This is a genomic window from Streptomyces sp. NPDC102258, from assembly GCF_055584685.1.
In genome coordinates this window covers 34,929-57,935 of the sequence record NZ_JBVJLO010000014.1, presented here as the reverse complement: position 1 = coordinate 57,935, position 23,007 = coordinate 34,929, and the positions used below count along the sequence as shown (strand labels likewise).

The window sequence follows — 23,007 nt, the reverse complement described above, 5'->3', positions numbered from 1 at the left end:
GGCGACGAGATGACCGCGTACGTACCCTTCCTCCTCGCGCTGGCCGTGGCCCTGTCCGTCTTCGGCGCCCTGTACGGCATCCGCCTCTACCGCGCCGACGTCCCCCTCCCCACCGACCTCGCCCTGGCCCTGGAGGTCGGCGCGACCCGCACCACCGCCGTCGGCTCGGTCGTGGACCGGCTCGGCATCCGCTGGGCGCCGCTGGTGCTGCGGCTGATGGGCCCCAAGCGGGTGGCCCGCAAGCGCCGCCAGATCGACATGGCGGGCAACCCGGCCGGTCTGACCATCGACCGGTACGCCGCCCGGCGCGCGGTGTACGGGTTCCTGGGCGGGCTGGGCGCGCTGGCGATGCTGATGAACGGCCGGCTCGTCTTCGCCCTGCTGATGGTCGCCTTCGGGCTGTTCTGGATCGAGTTCGGCCTGTGGTCGGCGATCCGGGTCCGCCGGGACCACATCGAGCGCACGCTCCCCGACTTCCTCGACGTGCTGGCGGTGGTGGTGAGCGCCGGGCTCGGCTTCCGGCAGGCGCTGGAGCGGGTGGCCGACAAGTACCAGGGCCCCTGGTCGGACGAGATCCGCATCACCCTCCAGCAGATGGACATGGGCGTCAGCCGCCGCCAGGCCTTCGACGAGCTGCGCCGGCGCAACGACTCCGAGCAGGTCGCCCAGTTCGTCACCGCCCTCCAGCAGGGGGAGGAGCTGGGCTCGCCGATCGTGGAGACCCTGATCGCCATTGCCGAGGACATGCGGCGCACCGACGCCCAGAACGCCCGCCGCCGCGCGGCCCGGGCGGTCCCGAAGGCGACGTTCGCGGTGACCATGTTCATGCTGCCGGGCACGCTGATCCTGCTCGTCTGCGGCTTCGTCTACGGGGCGGACGTCGACTTCGGCGCGCTGCTGGGGGGTGGCGGTCCATGACCCCGCCCTCCCCCACGGAGCGGGCGGGCGCGCTCCTCGGACCCCGCCCGGGCCACCCCGGCACCCGGGTCGGCCCGACGCTGCCGCTCGGGGGTGCGTGATGCCGGTCCGCGTCCTGATCGCCGACGGCAATCCGGTCGTACGGGCGGGGCTGCGCAGCCTGCTCTCCACGACGGCCGACCTCACGGTGGTAGCGGAGGCCCGCGACGGCCGCGAGGCCCTCCACCTGACCCGGCTCCACACCCCGGACGTGATCCTGCTGGACGTCCGCATGCCCGGCGTCGACGGCATCTCGGCCCTGCCGCACCTGGTGGCCCTGGCGCCGGTCCTGATGCTGACGTACTGCGGCGAGGCCGGCACCGTCCGCGAGGCCCTGCTGCTGGGCGCGGGGGGCTACCTGGTGCACGGCGAGTTCACCCCGGACGACCTCCTCCGCGCGGTCCGCGACACCCCCGCCGGCCGCGCCCACTTCTCCCCGACGGCGGCCAACGCCCTCCTCGCGGAGCTGCGTTCCTCTTCGCAACAGCAACGTTCTATGGCACAGTCTTTGGAGAGGGCGCCCAACTCAACGCTGTTCGGCCTGAGTTCGAGGGAGGTGGAGATCATGGACCTGATCGCGTCCGGCATGAACAACCAGCAGATCGCCGGCGCCTGCTTCATCAGCGAGAAGACGGTCAAGAACCACATCAACCGGATCTTCGCCAAGCTCCACAGCACCACCCGCAGCGAGGCGATAGCCCGCTGGCTGGGAACCGCCCGTCCAGGGGTGACCGGCCATGGGTAGACACGGTGCGCAATGGGTCCGTATTTGGGCCCCGAGACCCTTGGTGACGACCGGTGACGCGGCGTACCGTCCGCAAATCAACAGCGGCACCTGCCCGGGAGGGAACCCCCATGTCGCACAACAGGCTGCTGAAGGCGTCCATCGCAGCGAAACTCCGCCTGACCGACTGGACGAACACGACCACAACGCGCCTCCGCCAACGCTACGCCCACCCCGACCGAGGCCAGACGGCCTTCGAGTACCTGGGCATCATCCTGGTCATTGTGGTGATCATCGGCGCAATGGTGGGTACGGGGATCGGCACGGCGATCGTGGGCCGCATCACGACGGCGATCGGGAACCTCACTGCCGGTTCATGACCGCAGGAATGCCGGCCGATCGAGGCCAGGTCTTTCCGCTCTACATCGTCGCCGTGGTCGCCTTGCTGTTCGCCGCACTCGTCTTCTTCGCTTTCGGTCAGGCTTCCATCGTGCGTAGTGATGCACAGGGGGCGGCGGACGCGGCGGCCCTGGCGGCGGCGCGGGAGGCCCGGGACCATCTGGTGCCGGGTCTGGACCTGGCGACGCTCAAGCCCGAAGAGTGGAAGCGCATCCTGGAAGGCGACTCCTTCGACACGGTGAGGGCGTGTGGGGCGGCGGAGGACTTCGCACGTCTGAACAAGTCGGAGGGCACCTGTACGGGATCTCTCCTGCGCTTCACGGTCAACGTGACGACGGACGGCACGGTCGGAGAATCGATGGTTCCAGGGACCAACGCCATGCAAGGCAGGGCCAGAGCGGTGGCAGAGATCCAGCCCCGCTGTGAACTCGGCTCCGCTCCTGCGCCCATTGCCACACCGACGCCCGCCCCGACCGGTACCCCGTCGCCCGGTCCGGTCGTCATCACATGCAAGGGAGGGGCGACCGTCAGGTTCGACCCTCTGAAACCGGATACCTGGCGCACGCTGGCGCGAAGCCTGTTCGACGTGCGACTGGTCGGCTGACTGAGTACGAGAGACAAGGAAGCTTCTTACATGAGCGTTCGGCACATGGTGACGGTCCGCGGGGGAGCGGCCGCTGCGGTTGCGGCGGCTTTGGTCCTCACCTTGGCCGGATGCGGGGACGAAGGGCAGGCGAAGGCGCCCCAGAGCCCTCCGCCCGGGAAGAGCTCGAATGCCGCGTCCGTGCCGCCCGCCGGTGGCAGCAGCAGCCAGCCCACTGCTCCGCCTCCCGTGCTGGCCACGCTGAACGGCGAAGGCGGCGTCGTGCTGACCGTCAACTCCGCTGCCCGGGACGGCGGTGGTTTCGTGACGGTGAGCGGGCAGATCAAGAACACCAGTGACAAGGCTTTCGGGAACACGGCTCCCTGGCGCGGCAACGAGCTCAAAGCCAGTGGTGTCTCGGTCGCGGGCGTCACGTTGATCGACAAGGCGGCCAAGAAGCGGTACTACGTCCTCAGGGACACAGAGGGAAGGTGCCTGTGCACCACGGGCGTGGTCATCATCGAAGCCGGCCAGTCGGTCCCCTTCTTCGCCCAGTTCCCCGCCCCTCCTGCCACCACCGGCGAGGTCGAGTTCAACTTCCCGACCTTTGCTTCGGCCACTCTGAAGATCACCGGGTGACGCCATGACGAAACGCCACCGCACCATCGCCGCCACGGCCGTCGTCGGGCTCGTGGTCACCGGCGTCGGCTTCCTCGGCGCGGCCAGCGCGTACGCCGATGACCCCCCACCCTCCGTGCCCCCCGGCACCGAGGCGTCGGCCCCCGCCCCCGTACCCATCGACTCCGCGTCGCCCGGCCTGAAGATCCCGCAGGGCGGAACCCTCGCCCCCGCCAAGGTGCTCGACATCGCCGAGGTCGTCGAGGACCTCGGAGGCGAGCAGCGGCGGCAGGAGACCAACCAGACGGTCATGATGGCGCTGCAGTCCGAGGTGCTGTTCCCCGAGAACAGTGCCGTCTTCAACGCCCAGGCCGCCGCCCGCATCCAGGCCATCGCGCAGGAGATCAACACCCAGAAGGCCACCCGCATCCGGGTGTTCGGCTTCACCGACGACCAGGGCAGCTACGAGCACGGCAAGGAGCTCTCCAAGCAGCGCGCCGACGCCGTGCAGGCGGAGTTGTCCAAGACCGTGACCGCCCCCGGCGTCACCTACGACGTCCGGGGCTACAGCGAGGACTACCCGATCGCCGACAACAGCACCGAGGAAGGCCGCAAGAAGAACCGGCGCGTCGAGATCACCTTCCCCCGCGGCGCCGCCGGAGGCTAGCGCGCCGCCGCCAGCAGGGCCCGGGCCGCCGCACCGGCTCTGAGGGCGGGCTCCGGGCCGGGGGAGAGGGCGGCCACCGCCGTCGCGCCCTCGACCAGGATCAGCAGCTGGTCGGCGTGGGCCGGGGCGCCGGGGGTCAGCCCCGCCAGCAGGGAGCGCAGCTCCGCCTTGTGGCGGCGTACGGCGTCCAGCACCGCGGCGGGCCCGCCGCCGCCCAGCTCCCCGTACGCGTTCATGAAGGCGCAGCCCCGGAAGTCCGGCTCCGAGAACCAGCGCGCGAGCCAGTCGAAGACCGCCGCGACCGGGTCGTCCGGAGCCCCGGCCACGGCCTCCCGCAGGCCGGCCGTCCAGCGTTCGTCGCGCCGCTCCAGGTAGGCGGTGACGAGGGCCTCCTTCGCCGGGAAGATCCGGTACAGCCGCTTCAGCGGTACGCCCGAGGCCGCGCGCACGGCATCCATGCCGACGGCCTGGATGCCGTGCGCGTAGAACAGCTCCTCCGCCGCGTCCAGGAGCCGGGTCCGGGCCTCTTCGTCGTCCACGCAAGCAGCGTAACCCAGGCGGCCTTGCCGTGAGAACGGTCGTTCTCTAGGGTGGAGAACGACCGTTCTCTGCACCCGCCGACCCCGACGATGGGACGCGCATGCCCGCCACCGAACTCCGCCCGCCCCTGCCCCCCTTCACCGAGGAGTCCGCCCGCGCCAAGGTGCGGGCGGCCGAGGACGCCTGGAACAGCCGCGACCCCGACCGGGTCGCCCTCGCGTACACGGAGGATTCCGTCTGGCGCAACCGCGACCAGTTCCTCACCGGCCGCGCCGAGATCCGCGCCTTCCTCGCCGAAAAGTGGCGCCGCGAGCTGGACTACCGGCTCCGCAAGGAACTCTGGGCGTACACCGGCAACCGCATCTCCGTACGCTTCGAGTACGAGTGGCACGACGCCGCCGGCCAGTGGTGGCGCAGCCACGGCAACGAACAGTGGGAGTTCGACGCGGCCGGCCTGATGCGGCGCCGTGAGGCCAGCATCAACGACGTGCCGATCACCCCCGGGGAGCGCCGGCTCACCTGACCCCGGCCGCGGGTGCCTCAGCCCTCCAGGAGGTGGTCGGCCTTGCCGGCCTTGATGTCGCGGATCAGCTGACGCAGCGATTCCGCCGAGTCGGTGAGGTGGGCCGCCTCTGCTCCCGCGAGGGCGATGTAGCTGTTGCCGTCCCCGTCCATCCCGATCCGGTAGCAGGAGTTTCCTTCACCGCAGAACGGCTCTTCCCAGGTCACGTCCGGCATGGTGCCCTCCCTCACAGCTGGCTTGCGATGGTGTGGATGAATCCCCTGGATTCCCCGGGGGACAGGGCCATTTTCTCCAGCAGCTCGAAGTGGGCCCGGTATTTTTCCAGTTGCCCTTCCGCGTACAGGAAGTCAGGGCCGTGCGAGTTGTCCACCTGTACGGTGTCGAGCTGCCTGGTCGGGCCCTCCGCGTAGAGCACGGTCTGACCGGCCCCCGGGAAGCCGCCGCCGTCGAACGGCAGAACCCGCACGGTCACGTTCTCCTGCTGCGACCGGTCCAGCAGGTGTTCGAGCTGGGCGCGAAGGACCGCGGGTCCGCCGAACTGCATGTGCAGGGCCGCCTCATGCACGATGGCCACGAACTCTCCCGCGCCCGGGCCGTCCAGGACCTGCTGGCGAGCGGCCCGGAAGGCCAGGCGCAGGGCGACCTCGTCTTCCGGCAGAGCGGGGATGACCATGCGGAACACGGCGAGCGCGTGGTCGGAGGTCTGGAGCAGCCCCGGCATGTGGACCGAGAACGCACCGCGCATGCGCGTGCTGTACGCCTCCAGCTCCGCGATGTCCAGGAATCCCTGCGGAAGCTGGCCGCGGTAGCGGTCCCACCAGCCCCGGCGCGCGGCGGCCAGCTCCATGAGGCCCGCGATGTGCTTCTCGTCGGTGACCGAACAGTTGCAGGCCAGGGTGCGCAGTCGCTCGCTGGAAATGGCGCGGGTGCCCGACTCCATCGCCGAGATGGCGCCCCGGTCCACGCCCAGGAGTCCGGCGGCGTATTCGGCCGAGACCCCGGCCGACGTGCGCATTCGGCGCAGTTCGTAGCCCAGTCTCTTCTGGCGTTCCGTCGGTGTGGTCCTCGCGGTCATGGCCAGCAGTCTGGCCTGTCGCGGCCCGCATGACCACGGACGGGTGAATTCGTCCGCGACGCGGGCCAAATTTGGCCCGGCGCCCCTAAGTTGGAGAACGAACCGCTTACGCAACGGAGTTGAAGTGCATCGCCGCAGCATGCCTCGGCCTCGGCGACGAGCCACGCTCCCCGGACCGCGTAAGTCGTCGCTATCCGTGCCGACTTCAGGGAGCCCGTCATGCCCGTCCCCCATTCCTCCTGCCCGCCGCCCCGGGTCGCCACCGGTCCGGCCGAGCCGCCGCCGTACGACGCGCTCGCGTGCAGCCTCACCGTGCCCGGGGCCCCGTACAGCGCGCAGATCGCGCGCGGCGCCGTACGGTCCGTGCTGCACGCCTACCGGCTCGACCCCCTCTGGCCCGCCGCCGTCCAGCTGGTCGGGGAACTCGTCGCCGCAACCTGGCACCTGGAGCCCGGGCGGAGTCTCTACCTCTGCCTGCGCTACCGCGACGACGCGCTGCGGATCAGCGTCTACGACGGCCATGCCGCGCACTCCCACCCCCGGCTGGCGGCCCACTGTGAGGCCCGGCGGCGGTCGGGGCTGCGGGTGATGGCGGCCGTGGTGCGGGACTGCGTCGGATCGTGGGGCTTCGCGGAGTCGCGGGAGCCCGGGGGCGGGACGCGGACCTGGGCGCACCTGCCCCACGCCGGAGCCCTCCGATACCTCCCGGGCCGGGGGTGACGGCGCCCCTGACGCTTACGCCGTCTGGTGGGCCCGGGTGATGAGGTCGGTGGCGACCTCCAGGGCGGCCTGCCGGGTCTCCTCCGGGTTGCCCTCGACGTGCTGGAGGAACATCATCCCCGCGTGCAGCGTGAACAGCGCGCTCACGCACCGCACCTGGTCCGCGAGCGGCCCCTCCTCCGTACGCAGGAGTTCCACCAGGGTGAAGAGCCGCTTCTTGACGGTCTCGCCGATGCTGAGCTCCCGCATCGTCGCCTGGTTCTCCTGCATGAAGCGGTACAGCTGGGCGCCGCCCGCCATCGCCTCGCTGTAGCGGCGCAGCACCTCGCGCTTGGTGTCCAGCGTCCGGGGCTGCCCCTGCGCCCACTCGATCAGCTCGTCGATCGGCCGCGTCGAGTCCTCGAAGACGCTGATGATGATGTCTTCCTTGGTCTTGAAGTGGTAGTAGAGCGCCGCCTTCGTGACGTCCAGCCGTTCCGCGATCTCACGCAGCGACGTCTTCTCGTATCCCTGCTCGGCGAAGAGCTCCAGCGCGACCTCCTGAATGCGCTGGCGCGTGTTTCCGCGCTTGGCCTGCGGGCCGCTGCCGCTGGAGTTGCTGGACATGACTCTCCCCACAAGAACTTACTTGACGCCCGGCTAGTGGCAGGGCTACCTTCCCCAGTGTAGTGAACTAGCCGGGCGGCAAGTAAGTGCCCGGCCGGATGAAGATGAATGGCCGGTGCCAGGGGAGTGGACATGAGCGACACAGTCAAGCAGGACAGGACGTCGGGGGAGGTGAAGCCGCGCAGCGTGCGCGTCGTCCTCATGGCCCTCATGATCGCCATGCTGCTGGCCATGCTCGACAACATGATCATCGGCACCGCGATGCCCACCATCGTCGGCGAGCTCGGTGGTCTGGAGCACCTGTCCTGGGTGGTCACCGCCTACACGCTGGCGACCGCGGCCTCCACCCCGATCTGGGGCAAGATCGGTGACATGTACGGGCGCAAGGGCTCGTTCCTCACCTCGATCGTCATCTTCCTCATCGGCTCCGTCCTCAGCGGCATGGCCCAGGACATGGGCCAGCTCATCGGCTTCCGCGCGATCCAGGGCCTGGGCGCCGGCGGTCTGATGGTCGGCGTCATGGCGATCATCGGCGACCTGATCCCGCCCCGCGAGCGCGGCAAGTACCAGGGCATGATGGCCGGCGTGATGGCCCTCGCCATGATCGGCGGCCCGCTCGTCGGCGGCACCATCACCGACCACCTCGGCTGGCGCTGGGCCTTCTACATCAACCTCCCGCTCGGCGCCGTCGCCCTCGCGATGGTCACCGCGGTGCTGCACCTGCCCAAGAAGAAGGCACAGGGGAAGATCGACTACCTGGGCGCCGCCCTGCTCACCGTCGCGATCATCTCGACCGTCCTCGTCACCACCTGGGGCGGCACCGAGTACGCCTGGGGCTCCGGCGAGGTCATCGGCCTGATCGTCCTCGGCGTGGTCTCCCTCGCCGCCTTCCTCTACGTGGAGACCAAGGCCGCCGAGCCGGTCATGCCGCTGCACATCTTCCGCAGCCGCAACTTCACCCTGATGTCCGTGATCGGCTTCCTCGTCGGCTTCGCGATGTTCGGCGGCGTGCTCTACCTGCCGCTCTTCCAGCAGTCGGTGCAGGGCGCCTCCGCCACCAACTCGGGTCTGCTGCTCCTGCCGATGCTGCTCTCGATGATGGTCGTCTCGCTCATCGCGGGCCGCATCACCACCAGCACCGGCAAGTACAAGATGTTCCCGATCCTCGGCGGCGCGCTGATGGTCATCGGACTCTTCCTGCTCGCCTCCATGGACACCGGCACCACCCGCCTGGTCTCCGGCCTCTACATGGCCGTCCTCGGCGCCGGTCTCGGCTTCCTGATGCAGATCACCATGCTCGTCGCGCAGAACAGCGTCGAGATGCGGGACATGGGCGTCGCCTCCTCCTCGGCCACCCTCTTCCGGACCCTCGGCGGTTCCTTCGGCGTGGCCCTGATGGGTTCGCTGTTCACCTCCCAGGTGACGGACACCATGTCGGACCGGCTCGGTCCGCAGGCCGCCAAGGCCGCCGGTTCCGCCCAGCTGGACGCGGCGAGCCTGGAGAAGCTGCCCGAGGCCGTCCGCGACGCCTACCAGCACGCGGTGGCCGCCGGTACGCACTCGGCGTTCCTGCTCGGCGCGTCCATCGCCGTCCTGGGCTTCGTACTCGCCTGGTTCGTCAAGGAGGTCCCGCTGCGGGGCGCCGGACCGGCCCCGGCCGGCGGCGAGGGCGCCAAGGCCGCCCCGGCGGTGGCGGACTCGCTCGCGCACTGAGTTCCGTACCGTACGAGGTCGTAGGAAGTCGTACGGGGACAGCGGAAGGGCCCGGCCCGGGGAGAGATCCCCGGCCGGGCCCTTCTCGTGTGTCCGCACCCCCGAGGTGCGTGCGGGGTGGGGGAGCCGAGGGGGATGAGGCACCGCGCATGGGGTACGCGGGGCCATTAGGGACCAAAGTCCTTAATCCTTCATGCCCGGCGCATGCGGGGCAATTCAGCGGAACTTCACCCGGCCCGAAGGCGTCCTGTCCGTCAGAGGGCCGCACAACGGGATGGGGAGTGGACACATGACGCGTACGCAGAAGCAGAGCCTGCGGGGCCGGTTGGCGGTCGGCGCCTCGGCCGTGGCGGTCGCGGCGACGCTCTGGGGGGCGACGGCCCTGGTGGCGGCGGACGACGGCCGCGGCCCCGGGCAGGAGAACGCGGCCCTCGGGGCGGAGGGGGAGGGCGGCACCGGGAGCGACACCAAGGGCGACGACGGGAAGCCCGGCGCCGCTCCGGCGGGACTGCCCGACACCATCGCCCACGCCTCCGAGGCCGGCGGGACCGCCGTCGACATCACCATCGACGACGGCCCCGACCCCCGCTGGACCCCCAGGGTCCTCGGCGTCCTGGCCCGGCACGACGTGAAGGCCACCTTCTGCATGATCGGCCCGCAGGCCGCCGCCCACCCCGACCTGGTCAAGCAGGTCGTCGCGGCCGGACACCGGCTCTGCGACCACACCGCCGCCCACGACACGGCCATGGACAAGAAGCCCGTCGCGTACCAGGAGGCGCAGATACTCGACGCGCAACGGCAGATAGAGGAGGCGGCGGGCGGGGGCGCGAAGGTCGCGTACTACCGGGCGCCCGGCGGAGCGTTCACCCCGGACAGCCGCCGGGTCGCCGCCGCCCACGGCATGCGCCCGCTCGGCTGGAACGTCGACACCAAGGACTTCACCAAGCCGGGCACCGCCGCCATCGTCGCCGCCGTCAAGCGCGAGATCGGCAACGGCCCGACGGTGCTCTTCCACGACGGGGGCGGCGACCGCACCCAGACCGTCGCCGCCCTCGACCAGGTGCTGTCCTGGCTGAAGGACCAGGGCCGCCCGACCGGCTTCCCGGTCCGCACGGCCCCCTGACGACCCGTCCGCCGACCGGCGGGGCCGGTGCGGGGGTGGAGTCCGGGGCGGTCCGGTGCGGTCCGGTGCGGGCGAACGGGTGAAGGCCGGTTGCCGCGGCCCGGCCCCCGGTGTTCGCTGGTCGCGCACGCAGCACCGTACGCACGCCTCCCGAGGAGCCCCCGTGATCGACCCGGCCCAGCTCGCCGACCCAGCCGTCCGCGCCTTCGTCACCGCCGTCAACGCCGGGGACCAGGCCGCCTTCCAGGCGGTCCTGGCTCCCGGCGCGACCATGTCCGACGACGGCTCCGACCGCGACGTCGCCCAGTGGGCCGACCGGGAGATCTTCTCCTCCGGCGGCCACATGGCGGTCGCCTCCGAGGCCGACGGGGGCCGCTCCCTGGTCGTCGACTACCGCAACGACACTTGGGGCGAGATGCGCACCGCCTGGCGCTTCGACGTCACCCCCGACGGCCACGTCAGCCGCTTCGAAACCGGCCAGGCCTGAGCCGCCCCCCGGCCCGGCCCGCGCACCGACCCGGCCGGGCCGAGCCGTCGACCCGGCCGGGCCGGAGCCCCGCTACAGCCCCCGCGCGACCTTCAGCACCGCCGCCGTCAGGCGGCCGTTCTCCGGGGCCGTGCCGCCCGGGAAGCCGAAGCGGCGGCGGGTATAGCCGTACGCGATCCCCGTGACCGGGTCCGCGAAGCCCAGCGCGCCCGCCGCCCCGCAGTGCCCGAACGCCTCCGGACCGACCGCGTGCGGCTGGCCCAGGGCTCCGCCTGCGCCAGCCGCGCCGCGATGAGGGCGTCGTCCGCGATCTCCTCGTAGGAGAAGCCCTCCGGCACGTTGACGAGGCCGGAGCCGTGGGCGACCAGCTGCCGCACCGTCAGCCGCTCCTTGCCGTGGCCCGTGAACCGGGGCCAGTACTCCACCACCGGGCGGTCCAGCTCCAGCAGCCCGTCCTGCGCCAGCTCAGCGTGTCCCCTTCGGTGTCCTCGCCGCCCCACAGGTCGACCACCGTCCGGCCGTGGTGACGTACCGCCAGCTGGGCCTCCGGCGGGTTGGGTTCGGCGGCCACGAAGGCCTCGAACTCGTCCCGGACCGTCTCCCAGCCCGCCGCCACGGTGCCGTTCACCCGCACGTCCATGCCGCCCATGTCATGTCCCCCGTCGTCATATCCGTCGGTCGTGCTCTGCTTCGTGGAGAACGAACCCGCCGTGCGGGAGCCGTATTCCTGCCCCTCCGCGCGTTCGTCACCTGGGCGCGCCGGGTGCCTCCCGTACGGGTGAACGCGCGCGCGACGTCGTTCCGGTGCGCCGTGGGGGCCCGTTGGGCCGGGCATGAACCGCACCCGTACCCTCACGCTCGCCCTCGGCCTCGCCGCCGCGGCCCTCGCCCCGGCCCTCGGACAGACGGCCGCCACCGCCGCCCAGGGCACGGCGTACCTCCAGGACCCGTCCGGGGACGAGAAGGCCATGAAGTCGATGTGGACCAAGGACGACATGCACAAGGTGCAGGGGCAGCTCCGCTTCCACCCGGGCATCCAGTACAAGACGGTGACCCGGCCCGGTCCGCAGGGTGCCCCCGAGTGGGAGCGGCAGGCTCCCGATCCGAAGACGCTGGCGTGGGAGCCCTCGTACGAGTTCGCCTGGGCGGTCTCCGACTCGACGCTGGTGAAGAAGGCCCTGACCACCAAGGACGGGCAGCACCCGATCGTCGTGCACGCGGTGCTGCGCGACCGCAGGGGGGCCAAGGCGGGGGAGGTGCGCGAGGAGCTGTCCGGGCAGCCGGCGACGGGACGCCAGAAGGTCGCGGGCGGCAAGCGGATCGCGTGTGACACCGGTGCTTACACGGTGGAGTGGTCGCTCACCCGGACCGGTTACGGGACGCTGACGGGCTCGCTGCGCTGGGACTCCAGCTGCGAGGAGTACCGGACGGCGTTCTCCTCCGACCACGGCAAGCAGGGCTAGCCGGGGGAGGTCAGGGAGGGGGGAGGGAGGCCTGTCGCCGGCGGGCACCTTGTGGGTGCTCGGCGGGCGACCGGGCCGGGGCCTCGGATCGAGGCCGTCACGGTCATTCTGCCGTACGGGATGGGGCGCGGCAGGGAGGTGAAGGTCCCGGAACGGGAGGGCCTTCAGTGCTTTTTCTTGGCGGCGCCGGCCTTCTCGGCGATGTCCTCCAGGACGGCCTTCGGGTCGCCGCCCGGCTCCACCGCCCGGCCGATGCCGCGCTTGATGGTGTCGCTGACCGTCACCCACGACGGGTCGTTGACGGGGTAGAGCTGGGCGCCGCGCAAGGCCGTCAGGAACAGCTCGTCGTTCCGGTCGATGCCGCCGCCCGACGGGGAGCGGGTGGCCGAGACCGTCGCGGGCAGCAGGTGGTAGCGGCTCGCGAAGTCCGACAGGTTCTTGTCCGAGTAGACGAAGTCGAGGAACGTGCCGATCTCGGCGCGCTTGCCGTTCTGCCTGAAGGCCATCATCCAGTCGGCGACGCCCACGGTCGGCGGCACGTCGCCCGCGCCGAGGTCGTCGGAGACCGGCATCGACACGGTGCCGACCGGTATGCCCTTGGCGCGCGCCTCGTGGGCGAGCGAGGGGTAGCCGTTGAGCATGCCGACCTCGCCGCGCAGGAAGGCGGCGAAGGCGTCCGCGCGGTTGAACCGCGAGGGCGGTGTCGGGCCCGTCAGGCCGGGGGCGACCAGCTGGTCCTTGAGCCAGCGGAAGGTCGCGATGTTCTGGTCGGAGGCCAGGGCGTAGTTGCCGCTGCTGTCGGCGTAGCCGCCGCCGTTGCTGAGCTCCCAGATCAGCGCCTCCGCGTGCGCCTCCTCCGGGCCCAGCGGCAGGGCGTAGGGGTACTTGACGCCCTTGTCCTTGAGGGCTTTGGCGGCGGTCTTCAGGTCGGACCAGGTCTTCGGGGCGCCGACGCCGGCCTGCTTGAGGAGGTTCTCGTTGTAGAAGAGGAGGCGGCTGCTGGCCACGAAGGGCAGCCCGTACAACGTGTTGCCGACGGAACCGGCCTCCGCGAGGGGCTGGAGGAAGTTCGACTCGGCGGTGATGGTGAGCAGCTCGTCCGCGGAATACAACTCGCCCCGTGCCGCGAAGTCGGAGTAGGAGCCCATGAGGGCCATGTCGGGCGCTTTGCCGTCCTTCACCATGCGGGAGACCTCACGGTCGATGTCGGCCCACGGGAGCAGCTGGACCTCGACCTTGATGCCGGGATGGGCGGCGGTGAAATCCTTCGTCACCTTGTCCCAGAAAGCCTTGGAGCTGTTGCCCGCACTGTCCCCGTATTCGGCCGCGACCAGGCGCAGCGTGCCGCTGTCGGCCGACGCCGCCCCGGAACTGCCGCAGCCGGACAGTGGTATCAGCAGGCCGAACGCGGCAGCCGCGGCGGCCGCGCCGAACATTCTTCGTCGCACGGGTGGATACCCCTGATTTTCTTTTGAGACCGGATATTACTTATGGGTTGCTCCGGGCCGGGGTGTCCCACCGTGGGCCCGTTGGCCGGAATTCTCTCCTGACCGGGACGGGTTTGACGGCATGGGGGTGGAAGGTGTGTTCAATGCTCCAAGTGCGGCTTTTCGGACTGGTGTTTTCCGATATGCGGTCCGTGTGCCGGACGCGCGTAGACATGCCGGAAAACCCGTTTCCGGGCAGGAAACGGGCTGACGGGACGTGCGCGTTCCGGGGGAGTCCCGCAGGGTTTTTCAGTCGGCGAACTCGCCCGCGTAGGGGTCGGGCTCGCCCGTCTCGGGGTTGCGGCCCTCCTGCCAGCGGCGCTGGGCCTTGCGCCAGTGCACGAAGCTGAGGTGGCCGCCGTCCCAGAAGGTGATGCCGACCGGGCTCACGTCGAACTCGTCGGAGCACAGCAGCAGCAGGAATTCGGCCATGCCGTACGGGTACACCGCGAAGGAGTCGGCGGTGTGCCGCCCGACGACCAGGACGGGCCAGCGGTCGGGGTCCGGGTCGGTGGTGAGCCAGCACAGGATGTCGGAGCCGCCGGTGACGCCCCAGGCGACGATGGCCTCCGGGTCCACGTCGAAGGCGGCCCGGCCGCCCTCGGCCTCCCACACCTGGCGGGCATTGGCCGTCTCCTCGGCCATCTCCGCCGGGTCCCACTGGAGCCCGGGCTTCGGCAGCGGCAGCAGGATGCTGGCCTCGCCGTTGATGGACCCGGCGCCGAAGCGCCCCATGAACGCCACGAAGTCGGCCGGGAAGCGGGTGCCCCAGACGGCCTCGGCCGCCTGCCAGTCGATGTCCTCGTCGGCGCCGTGCGTCGCCGGCATGATCTGCTCCAGCGCCTTGACCCGCGCGTTCTCCGTCATGCCGCTCCCCTGCGCGCCCCAGCTCAACCGCCCCAACCTACCGCCCGCGCGCTCCGGTACCTAGGCGGAGCCGAGACGCTCTGCGGACGGCGGCCCCCGCTACGGCCCGGCCCGGACCTCGACGCGGATCCCCGGGCGCAGCCCCCAGCCGGCCATCGCGCCCGCCTCCGCCTCCAGGACGTGCCGGGACAGCGGGCGGGGCAGCCCCAGCCGGCCCGGGGGCATCGTCACCACGGCGCGCACCCGCAGCCCCCGGTCCAGGTAGGCCACGTCGATCGGGAAGCGCATCCGGAAGGTGTGCACGCTCGCCGCAGGGGTCAGCAGCAGCGCCCCCTCGATGCCGTCCCGCCCGAGGAGGCCGCGCGTACGGGCCCGGTAGGAGGCGGCGACCTCCAGCGGCACCGCCAGCGCGCCGACCCCGAGGATCCCGTGCCCGTCCTGCCACCGCGTCATGGCGGCCACCCTAGGGCGCGCTCCCGGCCCGCCGTAACCCCGGCGCAGCCCCGCCGGAACCCCGGCGGGCGCCGGGTCGCGGGGTCTACCTTCGGCGGATGGGCCACGCCGTGATCGTCCTCCTCGCCGTCGCGTACGGCGCCGCCGCCGGGCTGCTCGGGCTGCCGCGCGCCGCGTACCGGCTGTCCGTGGCGCCGGGGGAGCCGTGGCGGGAGCGGTGTCCCGAGGGTCATCCGCTCGCCGGGTGGTTCGGGCCCGCCCGCTGCCGGGGCCGCCGCTACGGGCCCGCCGGGGTCTGGGCGGCCTCGGGGGCCGTCTGCGGGGCCCTCGCCGCCGCCGTCGGACCGCGCCCGGAGGCGGCGGCGTACGTCGTGCTCGCCCCGGCCCTGGTGCTGCTGGCCCTCGTCGACCTCGCGGTGCACCGGCTGCCCGACGTGGTGACCCTGCCGCTGGCCGCCGCCACCGCCGCGCTCCTCGGCGCGGCCGCGCTGCTGCCGGGCGCCGCCGGGTCCTGGCGGGCCGCGCTGCTGGGCGGCGGCGCGCTCGGGGCGGCGTACCTGGTGCTGTTCCTCGTCAACCCCGCCGGGATGGGCCTCGGCGACGTCAAGCTGGCGCTTCCGCTCGGGGTCGCTCTTGGGTGGTACGGGTGGGGGGTATGGGCGGCCGGGGCCTTCCTGGGCCTGCTCTACGGGGCCCTGTACGGCCTCGGCCTGCTGCTTCGAGGCCGCGCGACCCGCACGACGGGCTTCGCGTTCGGCCCCTTCATGGCCGCCGGCGCCCTCACCGGAGTGCTGCTGGGCGGATTCGGAGCGTAATCGTTTCGCGGCGATGCACGCAGCACGCTTTACGAAGGGTTATGGTGGAACCCCCCCCTCGGGCCGGTCCGTATCCCCCCCACGGACCGGCCCGTTTTTTGCTTTCCGCCCCCCTCGGCCAAAAGCGCAGGTCAGTCGCGCTGGGCCCAGATGTTGGTGCCGGGGGTGGAGACGGCGAAGGAGTCGATCTCCTTCAGCTCCTCCGCGGACAGCGGCGCTCCGGCCAGCGCGGCCACGTTCTCCTCCAGCTGCTTCACGCTCGACGCGCCGACCAGCGCCGACGTCATCCGCTCGTCGCGCAGCACCCAGGTCAGCGCCAGCTGCGCCAGCGACTGCCCGCGCCGGGCGGCGATCTCGTTCAGGCCGGCCAGCCGGCGCAGCACGTCGTCGGAGAGCAGACCGGGGTCGAGGGACTTGCCCTGGCTGGCCCGCGAGCCCTCCGGGATGCCCTTGAGGTACTTGCCGGTCAGCAGGCCCTGCGCGAGCGGCGCGAAGGAGATGCAGCCCATGCCGGCCTCCTCCAGGGTGTCCAGCAGCCCGTCCTCCTCCGTCCAGCGGTTGATCATGGAGTACGAGGGCTGGTGGATCAGCGGCCGTACGCCCATCTCCCGCAGGATCCGCACCGCCTCGGCCGTCTGCTCGGCGGTGTACGAGGACACGCCGACGTACAGCGCCTTGCCCTGCCGGACCGCGGACGCCAGCGCGCCCATGGTCTCCTCCAGCGGGGTGTGCGGGTCGAAGCGGTGCGAGTAGAAGATGTCGACGTAGTCCACGCCCATCCGCTTCAGCGAGGCGTCGAGCGAGCCGAGCAGGTACTTGCGGCTGCCCCATTCGCCGTACGGGCCGGGGTGCATGAAGTAGCCGGCCTTCGTGGAGAGCACCAGCTCCTCGCGGTACGGCGCGAAGTCCTGGGCGAAGAGCTTGCCGAAGTTGAGCTCGGCCGAGCCGGGCGGCGGGCCGTAGTTGTTGGCCAGGTCGAAGTGGGTCACGCCGAGGTCGAAGGCGCGGCGCAGGATCGACCGCTGGGACTCCAGGGACTTGTCGTCACCGAAGTTGTGCCAGAGGCCGAGGGAGATGGCCGGAAGCTTGAGGCCGCTGTGGCCGGTGCGGCGGTACGGCATGGAGTCGTAGCGCGAGGTCTCTGCCCGATAGGGATTGTTATCAGTCACGATGTCCTCCCTATCACGGACTTGTGACCGGCCGAGTTGGGTACCGGATCCCGCCGCGCAGTAATGTGGCGGCGTCGGGGGAGACCGCGATTCGCACGGGGGCATTGCACGGAGGGGCTGGAAGATCGTGAAGCTGCGCGACCTGGTGTACAGGCTCTACGCACGCCGGGTGGAAGGCCGCCTCGACCATGACGCGTCGCCCAAGCACATCGGCGTCATCCTGGACGGGAACCGGCGCTGGGCCAAGGCGTCCGGAGGCACCACGGAGCAGGGCCACCAGGCCGGCGCCGACAAGATCTCCGAGATGCTGGGCTGGTGCACCGAGACGGACGTCGAGGTCGTCACCCTGTGGATGCTCTCCACGGACAACCTGGACCGGCCGGAGGTCGAGCTGCGGCCGCTGCTCAACATCATCGAGAACACCGTCCGGGGTCTCGCCGAGGACGGCCGCTGGCGCGTCCACCACGTCGGCAACCTGGACATCCTGCCCACGCGGACCCAGACCGTGCTGAAGGAGGCCGAGCAGGCCACGCACGACGTCGACGGGATACTGGTCAACGTGGCCGTGGGCTACGGCGGCCGCCAGGAGATCGCGGACGCGGTCCGCTCGCTGCTCCTGGAGCACGCCGAGAAGGGCACCTCCTTCGAGGAGCTCGCCGAGGTCCTGGACATCGACCACATCGCCGAGCACCTCTACACCCGCGGCCAGCCCGACCCCGACCTGGTGATCCGCACCAGCGGTGAGCAGCGGCTGTCCGGATTCATGCTCTGGCAGAGCGCGCACTCCGAGTACTACTTCTGCGAGGTCTTCTGGCCGGCCTTCCGCAAGGTCGACTTCCTCCGGGCGCTGCGCGACTACGCCGCCCGGCACCGGCGCTACGGCACCTGACCCGTCCGGCTGACACCCCCTCGGCCCCCTTCCGTCCCCTCGCGCGCCCCTCGCGAAGCCTTCACCAGGGATTCACCGAGCGTCCGTCATATGCCAAGGCATGGCGGCGCTTGTTCGAGGGCATAACCCTGGCAGGTCGACGCCCGGTCCACGGGCGTCGAATCTCAGCGGACGGCACAGGGCCGTCCGCCCGGGAGGCCCTTTGCACCAGGACGCGCGTGCGGTTCGCACGGACGGATTGGAGGGCCGGAATTCGGCCCTGGCATGGGTGCCGTTGACCGGTCCGGTCTTCATGGCCCGACCTCTTCCGAGGGGGTACGTCCTTCCGTGGTGACCAGCACAAAGCGCCGCCTGCCCGACAGGCGGACCTATGTCCTCGACACCAGCGTCCTGCTGGCAGACCCCAACGCGTTCTCCCGCTTCGACGAGCACGAGGTCGTGCTCCCGATCGTGGTGATCACCGAGCTGGAGGCAAAGAGGCACCATCCCGAACTCGGCTACTTCGCGCGCCAGGCCCTGCGCCTGCTCGACGACTTCCGGGTCCGCTACGGTCGCCTCGACGCCCCCATCCCGTTGGGCGATCTCGGTGGCACGCTGCGCGTCGAGCTCAACCACTCCGACCCGGGCGTCCTGCCCGCCGGCTTCCGGCTGGGGGACAACGACTCGCGGATCCTCGCGGTGGCCCGCAACCTCCAGGCCGAGGGCTACGACGTCACGGTCGTGTCGAAGGACCTCCCCCTGCGCATCAAGGCCTCCTCCGTGGGGCTGCTCGCGGAGGAGTACCGCGCGGAGCTCGCGATCACCGGGGCCGGCTGGACCGGCATGAGCGAGCTGTCCCTCTCCGGGGAGCAGGTGGACCTCCTCTACTCCGAGGAGCGCCTCTACGTACCGGAGGCCGCGGAACTGCCCGTGCACACCGGACTGGTCATCCAGTCCGAACGGGGCAAGGCCCTCGGCCGGGTCACCGCCGACGGGAACGTACGGCTCGTCAAGGGCGACCGGGAGGCCTTCGGGCTGCACGGCCGCAGCGCCGAGCAGCGCATCGCCCTCGACCTGCTGCTCGACCCGGACATCGGGATCCTCTCGATGGGCGGCCGGGCCGGCACCGGCAAGTCGGCACTGGCCCTGTGTGCGGGCCTGGAGGCGGTCCTGGAGCGCAGGCAGCACCAGAAGGTGATGGTCTTCCGGCCGCTGTACGCGGTGGGCGGGCAGGACCTCGGCTACCTGCCGGGCGACGCCGCCGAGAAGATGAGCCCCTGGGCGCAGGCGGTCTTCGACACCCTCTCGGCGGTCGCCGGACGCGAGGTCATCGAGGAGGTGCTGGGCCGCGGGATGCTGGAGGTCCTGCCGCTCACCCACATCCGGGGACGTTCGCTGCACGACGCCTTCGTGATCGTGGACGAGGCCCAGTCGCTGGAGCGCAACGTCCTGCTGACGGTGCTGTCCCGGATCGGGGCCAACTCGCGGGTGGTCCTCACCCACGACGTGGCCCAGCGGGACAACCTGCGCGTCGGCCGGTACGACGGAGTGGTCGCCGTCGTGGAGAAGCTGAAGGGGCATCCGCTCTTCGCCCACGTCACCCTGACGCGCTCCGAGCGCTCCCCGATCGCCGCCCTGGTGACCGAGATGCTCGAAACGCTCTGATCGGAACCGATCGCCCAACGGGTCCCAAAGGGACCAAAAACCTCATAGCGGGAAGGTGAGTTGACGCCGCCCGGCGAAGGCGCAGGAGCCTAGCCGGGCGGCGTCGTGCTGCACAGGGGTTTGCCGGAAACAGCGGTGACGTACCAGGTGTGACCTTTCCCACGCAACGGGGAATTGCCCTGCGGCGTCGAGGTCCGGCAGAGTCTGTTTTCCGTCAGGCCCCGCATACGGCACACTCTCCCGGACCTCGTCCGGGGGGCCCGGTATCTCCCGTTGGGATACGAGCGGCACCACAACTCCACAGCCGATGTCCGTATGCCGCCCGGTTTTCACCCGGCAGCCCCCGCAGGGGAGTTGCCCACGGGCCCGTGTCTCCAGTGACCGCACCACCACGGAGACCAGTGTCGAGGGGCACTCTTGCGCCCGCGCGGTCACTGCGGACGCTGCTGGAAGGACACCGTGTGAGCCGGATTTCGGTCCGGGGGTTCGCAGTGGCTTCGGCCACCGCGGTCACCACCGTCGGCGCAGTCGTCGGCGTCGCCACTGGCGACCCCGCCTCCTCGAACGATCTGGAGACCACCGCGTCCGGTGCGACTCTGCTCACCGAGATCCCGGTCGGCGAGCAGGCGCAGGTCCAGAGCGCGTCCCTGACGCAGCAGGCCGACGCGATCGCCCACGCCGCCGACACCGACGCGAAGCGTTCGGCGGAAGAGGCGGCGCGCATCCAGGCCGCCGAGGACGCCAAGTCCAAGAAGGCCGACGCCGAGAAGGCGGAGAAGGCCAAGAAGGACGAGGCCGACGCCAAGCTCAAGAAGGAGCGGGACGAGAAGGAAGAGGTCGCCAGCCGGTCCGCGACCCGCGACGCCGGCGACTTCCCCGTCCAGGGCTCCTACACGGTCGCCCAGGTCAAGGCCATCGCGCAGCAGCTCGTCCCCTCGGGCCAGTTCCAGTGCTTCTCCAACATCATCAACGAGGAATCCACCTGGAACTACCAGGCGGTCAACTCCTCTTCGGGCGCCTACGGCCTGGTCCAGGCGCTCCCCGGTTCCAAGATGGCCTCGGCCGGCTCGGACTGGCGCACCAACCCGGCCACCCAGATCAAGTGGGGCCTGGGCTACATGAACGAGCGTTACGGCAGCGCGTGCAGCGCCTGGAGCTTCCACCAGGCCAACGGCTGGTACTAGCGGCGAGGGAACCGGCCCGTGCCGGTTCAACCTCCGGGAGCCCCGCACCGTCCTACGGTGGGGGGCTCCTCGCGTGTACGGTCGTGCGAGGTGTGACCGTACGGCGGGGGAAGGGAACGACATGGTGAAGACGGCAGGCTGGCTCGGCCGGCTCGGCAGCAGACTGAGCCGGATGGAGGCCCGCCTCGACGAACGGCGGGCCGAGGTCGAGGCCGAGGCCACCGGGCAGGAGCCCGCGGCCGCCGCCGACGGCCCCGCCCCCGCACCGGCGCACGGCCCGCCGCACGCGCCCGCCCGGCCCGATCCGGTGAGCGTCATCCCGTGGGGCATGCGGGTCGCCGCCGAGGCCAGCTGGCGGCTGCTGCTGCTCGCCGGGATGCTCTGGGTGCTGATGAGGGTGATCAGCGAAGTCCGCCTGGTCGTCCTCGCCTTCGCCGCCGCGCTGCTGGTGACCGCGCTGCTCCAGCCCTTCGTGGTGCGGCTGCGCCGGCTCGGGCTGCCGCGCGGGCTGGCCACCGCCGTCACCGCGATCCTCGGCTTCGTCGTCATCGGACTCGTCGGCTGGTTCGTGGTCTGGCAGGTCATGGAGAACCTCGACGACCTCTCCAACCGGCTGCGCGAGGGCATCAACGAACTCAAGAGCTGGGCACTGGACAGTCCGTTCCACGTGACCGAGAAGCAGATCAACGACATCGCGAAGAACCTCAGCGAGACGATCGGCACCAACACCGAGGAGATCACCTCCGCCGGGCTCCAGGGCGTGACGGTCCTCGTCGAGGTGCTGACGGGCATGCTGCTCGCGATGTTCTCGACGCTCTTCCTGCTCTACGACGGCAAGCGCATCTGGCACTGGGTGCTCGGCCTGGTCCCGGCCGCCGCCCGGCCGGGCCTGGCCGGGGCCGGCCCGCGTGCCTGGCGGACGCTGACCGCGTACGTGCGCGGGACGGTGCTCGTCGCGCTCATCGACGCCGTCTTCATCGGCCTCGGGCTGTACTTCCTCGACGTGCCGATGGCCGTCCCGCTGGCCGTGTTCATCTTCCTGTTCGCCTTCATCCCGCTGGTCGGCGCCGTCGTCTCGGGCGCCCTCGCGGTGGTGGTGGCGCTGGTGACGCAGGGGCCGTTCACCGCGCTGATGGTGCTCGTGGTGGTGCTCGCGGTGCAGCAGATCGAGGGGCACGTCCTCCAGCCCTTCATCCTGGGCCGTGCGGTACGGGTCCACCCGCTCGCGGTGGTGCTGTCGGTGGCGGCCGGCGGGATGATCGCCGGCATCGGCGGCGCGGTGGTGGCGGTGCCGCTGGTCGCCGTCACCAACACGGTGGTCGGCTACCTGCGGGCGCACGCCCGCGAACTGCACCCCGGCGGTCCCGTCGGGAGCGGCCCCGCGCCGCACGGGGCCAGCGCACTGACGGTCGCCGACCCGGAGGACGGGCCGGAGGCCGGGGATGATCAGCGAGCCTGAGCTCGAAGGGGAGTGGGCCGGGCGGCCCGCGGACCTCGCGGGGGACGCGGAGCCCGCCCCGCGGGCGCAGGCCGGCGGGCGGGGCGCGCGGGCGCCGTGGTGGTGGGCGCTGGGCGGGGCGGTGGCGGCTTCCGCGGTGTGGGCCGGGGCGCTGGCGGTGCAGGAACGTTTCGGCGAGGCCGCGCCCCCGGTTGCGTACCGGCAGGCCGAGAACCTCTGCCGGGAGGCGCCGCTGAACACGCTCGGCAAGCTCGTCGGCACCTTCGACTCCGGCCACCCCTCACATGCCGAGAGTCCCGCGCTGGACTGGTCGTACTGCGGGACCGGCACGGAGTGGAGCGACCGGGCCGGCTCCGTCCAGGGCCGGCTGATGGTCGAGCTGCACCGCCGCGACGACCCGGAGCCGGAGTTCGGGGCGGACGCCGGGATGGACCCGGAGCTGCGCGCGGGCGGCGCCGCCGAGGTGCAGGAGGTGCCCGGGCTCGGAGAACGGGCGCTGTTCACCCGGCACGTGGTGGCGCCCCAGCTGCGGGTGCTCGACGGCGGGGCGGTCTTCACGCTGAGCGTGCAGTCCTTCGGCGGCGAGCCCTGGGACGAGGACGCCGTCGCGGCGGCCATGATCGAGGACATGCGGACGCTGATGGGCCGGCTGCGTACGCCGTGAACGGAGGCGCGCAAGCCCTCAACGACGCTGCGCAAGTCGTGAACAACCCTGCGTCAGGCGTGAACAACGCTGCGTCAGCCGTGAGCGGCGCCGCGCACCCCGTGAACGGTCGGGTCGCGTACGGGAACCGCCCGGCCGCGCACTGAACGGGCAGGGCCCCCGCGGCCGGTGAGGCTGC

At 71.3% G+C, this 23,007-nt stretch carries 28 protein-coding genes; 18 read left to right on the top strand and 10 right to left on the bottom strand.

The annotated features are described in order from the left end of the window. The first annotated feature begins 9 nt into the window (after nucleotides 1-9). The 6 genes from ACZ6ZT_RS22940 (at nucleotide 10) to ACZ6ZT_RS22915 (ending at nucleotide 3,948) form a co-directional block, all read left to right on the top strand. Nucleotides 10-918: a DUF5936 domain-containing protein gene (locus ACZ6ZT_RS22940; protein WP_469721662.1), complete on the top strand. Its 909-nt coding sequence runs from the start codon at nucleotides 10-12 to the stop codon at nucleotides 916-918. A 100-nt stretch (nucleotides 919-1,018) separates the two neighbouring features. After that, complete coding sequence (locus ACZ6ZT_RS22935; protein ID WP_469721661.1) at nucleotides 1,019-1,702, top strand: response regulator; 684 nt, start codon at nucleotides 1,019-1,021, stop codon at nucleotides 1,700-1,702. 110 nt (nucleotides 1,703-1,812) lie between these two features. Next, nucleotides 1,813-2,061 carry a hypothetical protein gene (locus ACZ6ZT_RS22930; RefSeq protein ID WP_469721660.1) on the top strand — a complete coding sequence of 83 codons (249 nt, stop codon included), beginning with the start codon at nucleotides 1,813-1,815 and terminating at the stop codon, nucleotides 2,059-2,061. Next, nucleotides 2,058-2,684 (top strand): pilus assembly protein TadG-related protein, encoded by a 627-nt coding sequence (locus ACZ6ZT_RS22925; RefSeq protein WP_469721659.1) that lies wholly within the window; start codon nucleotides 2,058-2,060, stop codon nucleotides 2,682-2,684. Before ACZ6ZT_RS22930 ends, ACZ6ZT_RS22925 begins: the two co-directional genes overlap by 4 nt. 30 nt (nucleotides 2,685-2,714) lie before the next feature. Beyond that, on the top strand, nucleotides 2,715-3,302 hold the full coding sequence (locus tag ACZ6ZT_RS22920) for a hypothetical protein (protein ID WP_469721658.1): 588 nt from the start codon (nucleotides 2,715-2,717) through the stop codon (nucleotides 3,300-3,302). Between the two features lie 4 nt (nucleotides 3,303-3,306). Further along, entirely contained in the window at nucleotides 3,307-3,948 is a 642-nt protein-coding gene (locus tag ACZ6ZT_RS22915; RefSeq protein WP_469721657.1) for an OmpA family protein, read from the top strand. On the opposite strand, the gene ACZ6ZT_RS22910 is transcribed toward ACZ6ZT_RS22915, so the two are convergent. Beyond that, nucleotides 3,945-4,487 (bottom strand): TetR/AcrR family transcriptional regulator, encoded by a 543-nt coding sequence (locus tag ACZ6ZT_RS22910; protein WP_469721656.1) that lies wholly within the window; start codon nucleotides 4,485-4,487, stop codon nucleotides 3,945-3,947. The two genes, ACZ6ZT_RS22915 and ACZ6ZT_RS22910, sit on opposite strands and share 4 nt — an antisense overlap. A 101-nt stretch (nucleotides 4,488-4,588) precedes the next feature. Between ACZ6ZT_RS22910 and ACZ6ZT_RS22905 the strand changes: the two genes are divergently transcribed. Next, nucleotides 4,589-5,011: a nuclear transport factor 2 family protein gene (locus ACZ6ZT_RS22905; RefSeq protein ID WP_469721654.1), complete on the top strand. Its 423-nt coding sequence runs from the start codon at nucleotides 4,589-4,591 to the stop codon at nucleotides 5,009-5,011. A 17-nt stretch (nucleotides 5,012-5,028) separates the two neighbouring features. Here ACZ6ZT_RS22905 and ACZ6ZT_RS22900 read toward each other — a convergent pair whose 3' ends face one another. Together ACZ6ZT_RS22900 and ACZ6ZT_RS22895 are read right to left on the bottom strand one after the other, a co-directional pair. After that, entirely contained in the window at nucleotides 5,029-5,226 is a 198-nt protein-coding gene (locus tag ACZ6ZT_RS22900; RefSeq protein WP_469721653.1) for a hypothetical protein, read from the bottom strand. Nucleotides 5,227-5,237: 11 nt separating this feature from the next. Continuing rightward, complete coding sequence (locus tag ACZ6ZT_RS22895) at nucleotides 5,238-6,086, bottom strand: helix-turn-helix domain-containing protein (protein ID WP_469721651.1); 849 nt, start codon at nucleotides 6,084-6,086, stop codon at nucleotides 5,238-5,240. 219 nt (nucleotides 6,087-6,305) lie between these two features. On the opposite strand from ACZ6ZT_RS22895, the gene ACZ6ZT_RS22890 reads away from it, so the two are divergent. Next, entirely contained in the window at nucleotides 6,306-6,806 is a 501-nt protein-coding gene (locus tag ACZ6ZT_RS22890; RefSeq protein ID WP_469721650.1) for an ATP-binding protein, read from the top strand. 15 nt (nucleotides 6,807-6,821) lie between these two features. Here the strand turns inward: ACZ6ZT_RS22890 and ACZ6ZT_RS22885 are convergent, their stop codons facing one another. Further along, on the bottom strand, nucleotides 6,822-7,412 hold the full coding sequence (locus tag ACZ6ZT_RS22885; RefSeq protein WP_469721649.1) for a TetR/AcrR family transcriptional regulator: 591 nt from the start codon (nucleotides 7,410-7,412) through the stop codon (nucleotides 6,822-6,824). Between the two features lie 132 nt (nucleotides 7,413-7,544). Here ACZ6ZT_RS22885 and ACZ6ZT_RS22880 point away from each other — a divergent pair, with 132 nt between their 5' ends. The 3 genes from ACZ6ZT_RS22880 to ACZ6ZT_RS22870 all read left to right on the top strand — a co-directional run bounded on the left by ACZ6ZT_RS22880 (nucleotide 7,545) and on the right by ACZ6ZT_RS22870 (nucleotide 10,735). Continuing rightward, nucleotides 7,545-9,125 (top strand): MDR family MFS transporter, encoded by a 1,581-nt coding sequence (locus ACZ6ZT_RS22880; RefSeq protein WP_469721648.1) that lies wholly within the window; start codon nucleotides 7,545-7,547, stop codon nucleotides 9,123-9,125. A gap of 289 nt (nucleotides 9,126-9,414) precedes the next feature. Further along, nucleotides 9,415-10,248 carry a polysaccharide deacetylase family protein gene (locus ACZ6ZT_RS22875; protein WP_469721647.1) on the top strand — a complete coding sequence of 278 codons (834 nt, stop codon included), beginning with the start codon at nucleotides 9,415-9,417 and terminating at the stop codon, nucleotides 10,246-10,248. 163 nt (nucleotides 10,249-10,411) lie between these two features. Continuing rightward, the gene (locus tag ACZ6ZT_RS22870; RefSeq protein WP_469721646.1) at nucleotides 10,412-10,735 is read left to right on the top strand and encodes a nuclear transport factor 2 family protein; all 324 of its coding nucleotides are present in this window, start codon (nucleotides 10,412-10,414) and stop codon (nucleotides 10,733-10,735) included. A gap of 107 nt (nucleotides 10,736-10,842) precedes the next feature. Here the strand turns inward: ACZ6ZT_RS22870 and ACZ6ZT_RS22865 are convergent, their stop codons facing one another. Both ACZ6ZT_RS22865 and ACZ6ZT_RS22860 read right to left on the bottom strand, forming a co-directional pair. Further along, the gene (locus tag ACZ6ZT_RS22865; RefSeq protein WP_469721645.1) at nucleotides 10,843-11,160 is read right to left on the bottom strand and encodes a serine hydrolase; all 318 of its coding nucleotides are present in this window, start codon (nucleotides 11,158-11,160) and stop codon (nucleotides 10,843-10,845) included. Beyond that, the gene (locus ACZ6ZT_RS22860; protein WP_469721644.1) at nucleotides 11,115-11,384 is read right to left on the bottom strand and encodes a hypothetical protein; all 270 of its coding nucleotides are present in this window, start codon (nucleotides 11,382-11,384) and stop codon (nucleotides 11,115-11,117) included. The genes ACZ6ZT_RS22865 and ACZ6ZT_RS22860 overlap by 46 nt, the downstream gene beginning before the upstream one ends. Nucleotides 11,385-11,568: 184 nt before the next feature. On the opposite strand from ACZ6ZT_RS22860, the gene ACZ6ZT_RS22855 reads away from it, so the two are divergent. After that, nucleotides 11,569-12,198: a hypothetical protein gene (locus ACZ6ZT_RS22855; RefSeq protein WP_469721642.1), complete on the top strand. Its 630-nt coding sequence runs from the start codon at nucleotides 11,569-11,571 to the stop codon at nucleotides 12,196-12,198. A 164-nt stretch (nucleotides 12,199-12,362) separates the two neighbouring features. On the opposite strand, the gene ACZ6ZT_RS22850 is transcribed toward ACZ6ZT_RS22855, so the two are convergent. The 3 genes from ACZ6ZT_RS22850 to ACZ6ZT_RS22840 form a co-directional block, all read right to left on the bottom strand. Beyond that, nucleotides 12,363-13,646 carry an extracellular solute-binding protein gene (locus ACZ6ZT_RS22850; protein WP_469721641.1) on the bottom strand — a complete coding sequence of 428 codons (1,284 nt, stop codon included), beginning with the start codon at nucleotides 13,644-13,646 and terminating at the stop codon, nucleotides 12,363-12,365. 288 nt (nucleotides 13,647-13,934) lie between these two features. Further along, entirely contained in the window at nucleotides 13,935-14,552 is a 618-nt protein-coding gene (locus tag ACZ6ZT_RS22845) for an SMI1/KNR4 family protein (RefSeq protein WP_469721640.1), read from the bottom strand. Nucleotides 14,553-14,651: 99 nt separating this feature from the next. Beyond that, nucleotides 14,652-15,005 carry a DUF192 domain-containing protein gene (locus tag ACZ6ZT_RS22840; RefSeq protein ID WP_469721639.1) on the bottom strand — a complete coding sequence of 118 codons (354 nt, stop codon included), beginning with the start codon at nucleotides 15,003-15,005 and terminating at the stop codon, nucleotides 14,652-14,654. Between the two features lie 98 nt (nucleotides 15,006-15,103). Here ACZ6ZT_RS22840 and ACZ6ZT_RS22835 point away from each other — a divergent pair, with 98 nt between their 5' ends. Continuing rightward, nucleotides 15,104-15,820, top strand: coding sequence for a prepilin peptidase (locus ACZ6ZT_RS22835; RefSeq protein WP_469721638.1), 717 nt, complete (start codon nucleotides 15,104-15,106; stop codon nucleotides 15,818-15,820). Between the two features lie 131 nt (nucleotides 15,821-15,951). On the opposite strand, the gene mgrA is transcribed toward ACZ6ZT_RS22835, so the two are convergent. Further along, nucleotides 15,952-16,989, bottom strand: a complete 1,038-nt coding sequence (gene mgrA, locus ACZ6ZT_RS22830; protein WP_469721637.1) for an L-glyceraldehyde 3-phosphate reductase — start codon at nucleotides 16,987-16,989, stop codon at nucleotides 15,952-15,954. A gap of 127 nt (nucleotides 16,990-17,116) precedes the next feature. Between mgrA and ACZ6ZT_RS22825 the strand changes: the two genes are divergently transcribed. The 5 genes from ACZ6ZT_RS22825 to ACZ6ZT_RS22805 all read left to right on the top strand — a co-directional run bounded on the left by ACZ6ZT_RS22825 (nucleotide 17,117) and on the right by ACZ6ZT_RS22805 (nucleotide 22,829). Then, nucleotides 17,117-17,878: an isoprenyl transferase gene (locus ACZ6ZT_RS22825; RefSeq protein ID WP_469721635.1), complete on the top strand. Its 762-nt coding sequence runs from the start codon at nucleotides 17,117-17,119 to the stop codon at nucleotides 17,876-17,878. Nucleotides 17,879-18,205: 327 nt separating this feature from the next. Beyond that, nucleotides 18,206-19,522, top strand: a complete 1,317-nt coding sequence (locus tag ACZ6ZT_RS22820; protein WP_469721634.1) for a PhoH family protein — start codon at nucleotides 18,206-18,208, stop codon at nucleotides 19,520-19,522. 461 nt (nucleotides 19,523-19,983) lie between these two features. After that, on the top strand, nucleotides 19,984-20,706 hold the full coding sequence (locus ACZ6ZT_RS22815; RefSeq protein WP_469721633.1) for an aggregation-promoting factor C-terminal-like domain-containing protein: 723 nt from the start codon (nucleotides 19,984-19,986) through the stop codon (nucleotides 20,704-20,706). A 121-nt stretch (nucleotides 20,707-20,827) separates the two neighbouring features. After that, the gene (locus ACZ6ZT_RS22810) at nucleotides 20,828-22,165 is read left to right on the top strand and encodes an AI-2E family transporter (RefSeq protein ID WP_469721631.1); all 1,338 of its coding nucleotides are present in this window, start codon (nucleotides 20,828-20,830) and stop codon (nucleotides 22,163-22,165) included. Next, a complete protein-coding gene (locus ACZ6ZT_RS22805) occupies nucleotides 22,149-22,829 on the top strand; it encodes a hypothetical protein (protein WP_469721629.1) in 681 nt (226 codons plus the stop codon). Before ACZ6ZT_RS22810 ends, ACZ6ZT_RS22805 begins: the two co-directional genes overlap by 17 nt. The last annotated feature ends 178 nt before the right edge of the window (nucleotides 22,830-23,007 follow it).

What these genes read in the sequence shown, in the direction of transcription:
- ACZ6ZT_RS22940 (WP_469721662.1), top strand. Translation starts at nt 10, where the DNA reads ATGACCGCGTACGTACCCTTCCTCCTCGCGCTGGCCGTGGCCCTGTCC.
- ACZ6ZT_RS22935 (WP_469721661.1), top strand. Translation starts at nt 1,019, where the DNA reads ATGCCGGTCCGCGTCCTGATCGCCGACGGCAATCCGGTCGTACGGGCG.
- ACZ6ZT_RS22930 (WP_469721660.1), top strand. Translation starts at nt 1,813, where the DNA reads ATGTCGCACAACAGGCTGCTGAAGGCGTCCATCGCAGCGAAACTCCGC.
- ACZ6ZT_RS22925 (WP_469721659.1), top strand. Translation starts at nt 2,058, where the DNA reads ATGACCGCAGGAATGCCGGCCGATCGAGGCCAGGTCTTTCCGCTCTAC.
- ACZ6ZT_RS22920 (WP_469721658.1), top strand. Translation starts at nt 2,715, where the DNA reads ATGAGCGTTCGGCACATGGTGACGGTCCGCGGGGGAGCGGCCGCTGCG.
- ACZ6ZT_RS22915 (WP_469721657.1), top strand. Translation starts at nt 3,307, where the DNA reads ATGACGAAACGCCACCGCACCATCGCCGCCACGGCCGTCGTCGGGCTC.
- ACZ6ZT_RS22905 (WP_469721654.1), top strand. Translation starts at nt 4,589, where the DNA reads ATGCCCGCCACCGAACTCCGCCCGCCCCTGCCCCCCTTCACCGAGGAG.
- ACZ6ZT_RS22900 (WP_469721653.1), bottom strand. Translation starts at nt 5,226, where the DNA reads ATGCCGGACGTGACCTGGGAAGAGCCGTTCTGCGGTGAAGGAAACTCC.
- ACZ6ZT_RS22895 (WP_469721651.1), bottom strand. Translation starts at nt 6,086, where the DNA reads ATGACCGCGAGGACCACACCGACGGAACGCCAGAAGAGACTGGGCTAC.
- ACZ6ZT_RS22890 (WP_469721650.1), top strand. Translation starts at nt 6,306, where the DNA reads ATGCCCGTCCCCCATTCCTCCTGCCCGCCGCCCCGGGTCGCCACCGGT.
- ACZ6ZT_RS22885 (WP_469721649.1), bottom strand. Translation starts at nt 7,412, where the DNA reads ATGTCCAGCAACTCCAGCGGCAGCGGCCCGCAGGCCAAGCGCGGAAAC.
- ACZ6ZT_RS22880 (WP_469721648.1), top strand. Translation starts at nt 7,545, where the DNA reads ATGAGCGACACAGTCAAGCAGGACAGGACGTCGGGGGAGGTGAAGCCG.
- ACZ6ZT_RS22875 (WP_469721647.1), top strand. Translation starts at nt 9,415, where the DNA reads ATGACGCGTACGCAGAAGCAGAGCCTGCGGGGCCGGTTGGCGGTCGGC.
- ACZ6ZT_RS22860 (WP_469721644.1), bottom strand. Translation starts at nt 11,384, where the DNA reads ATGGGCGGCATGGACGTGCGGGTGAACGGCACCGTGGCGGCGGGCTGG.
- ACZ6ZT_RS22855 (WP_469721642.1), top strand. Translation starts at nt 11,569, where the DNA reads ATGAACCGCACCCGTACCCTCACGCTCGCCCTCGGCCTCGCCGCCGCG.
- ACZ6ZT_RS22845 (WP_469721640.1), bottom strand. Translation starts at nt 14,552, where the DNA reads ATGACGGAGAACGCGCGGGTCAAGGCGCTGGAGCAGATCATGCCGGCG.
- ACZ6ZT_RS22840 (WP_469721639.1), bottom strand. Translation starts at nt 15,005, where the DNA reads ATGACGCGGTGGCAGGACGGGCACGGGATCCTCGGGGTCGGCGCGCTG.
- ACZ6ZT_RS22835 (WP_469721638.1), top strand. Translation starts at nt 15,104, where the DNA reads ATGGGCCACGCCGTGATCGTCCTCCTCGCCGTCGCGTACGGCGCCGCC.
- ACZ6ZT_RS22810 (WP_469721631.1), top strand. Translation starts at nt 20,828, where the DNA reads ATGGTGAAGACGGCAGGCTGGCTCGGCCGGCTCGGCAGCAGACTGAGC.
- ACZ6ZT_RS22805 (WP_469721629.1), top strand. Translation starts at nt 22,149, where the DNA reads ATGATCAGCGAGCCTGAGCTCGAAGGGGAGTGGGCCGGGCGGCCCGCG.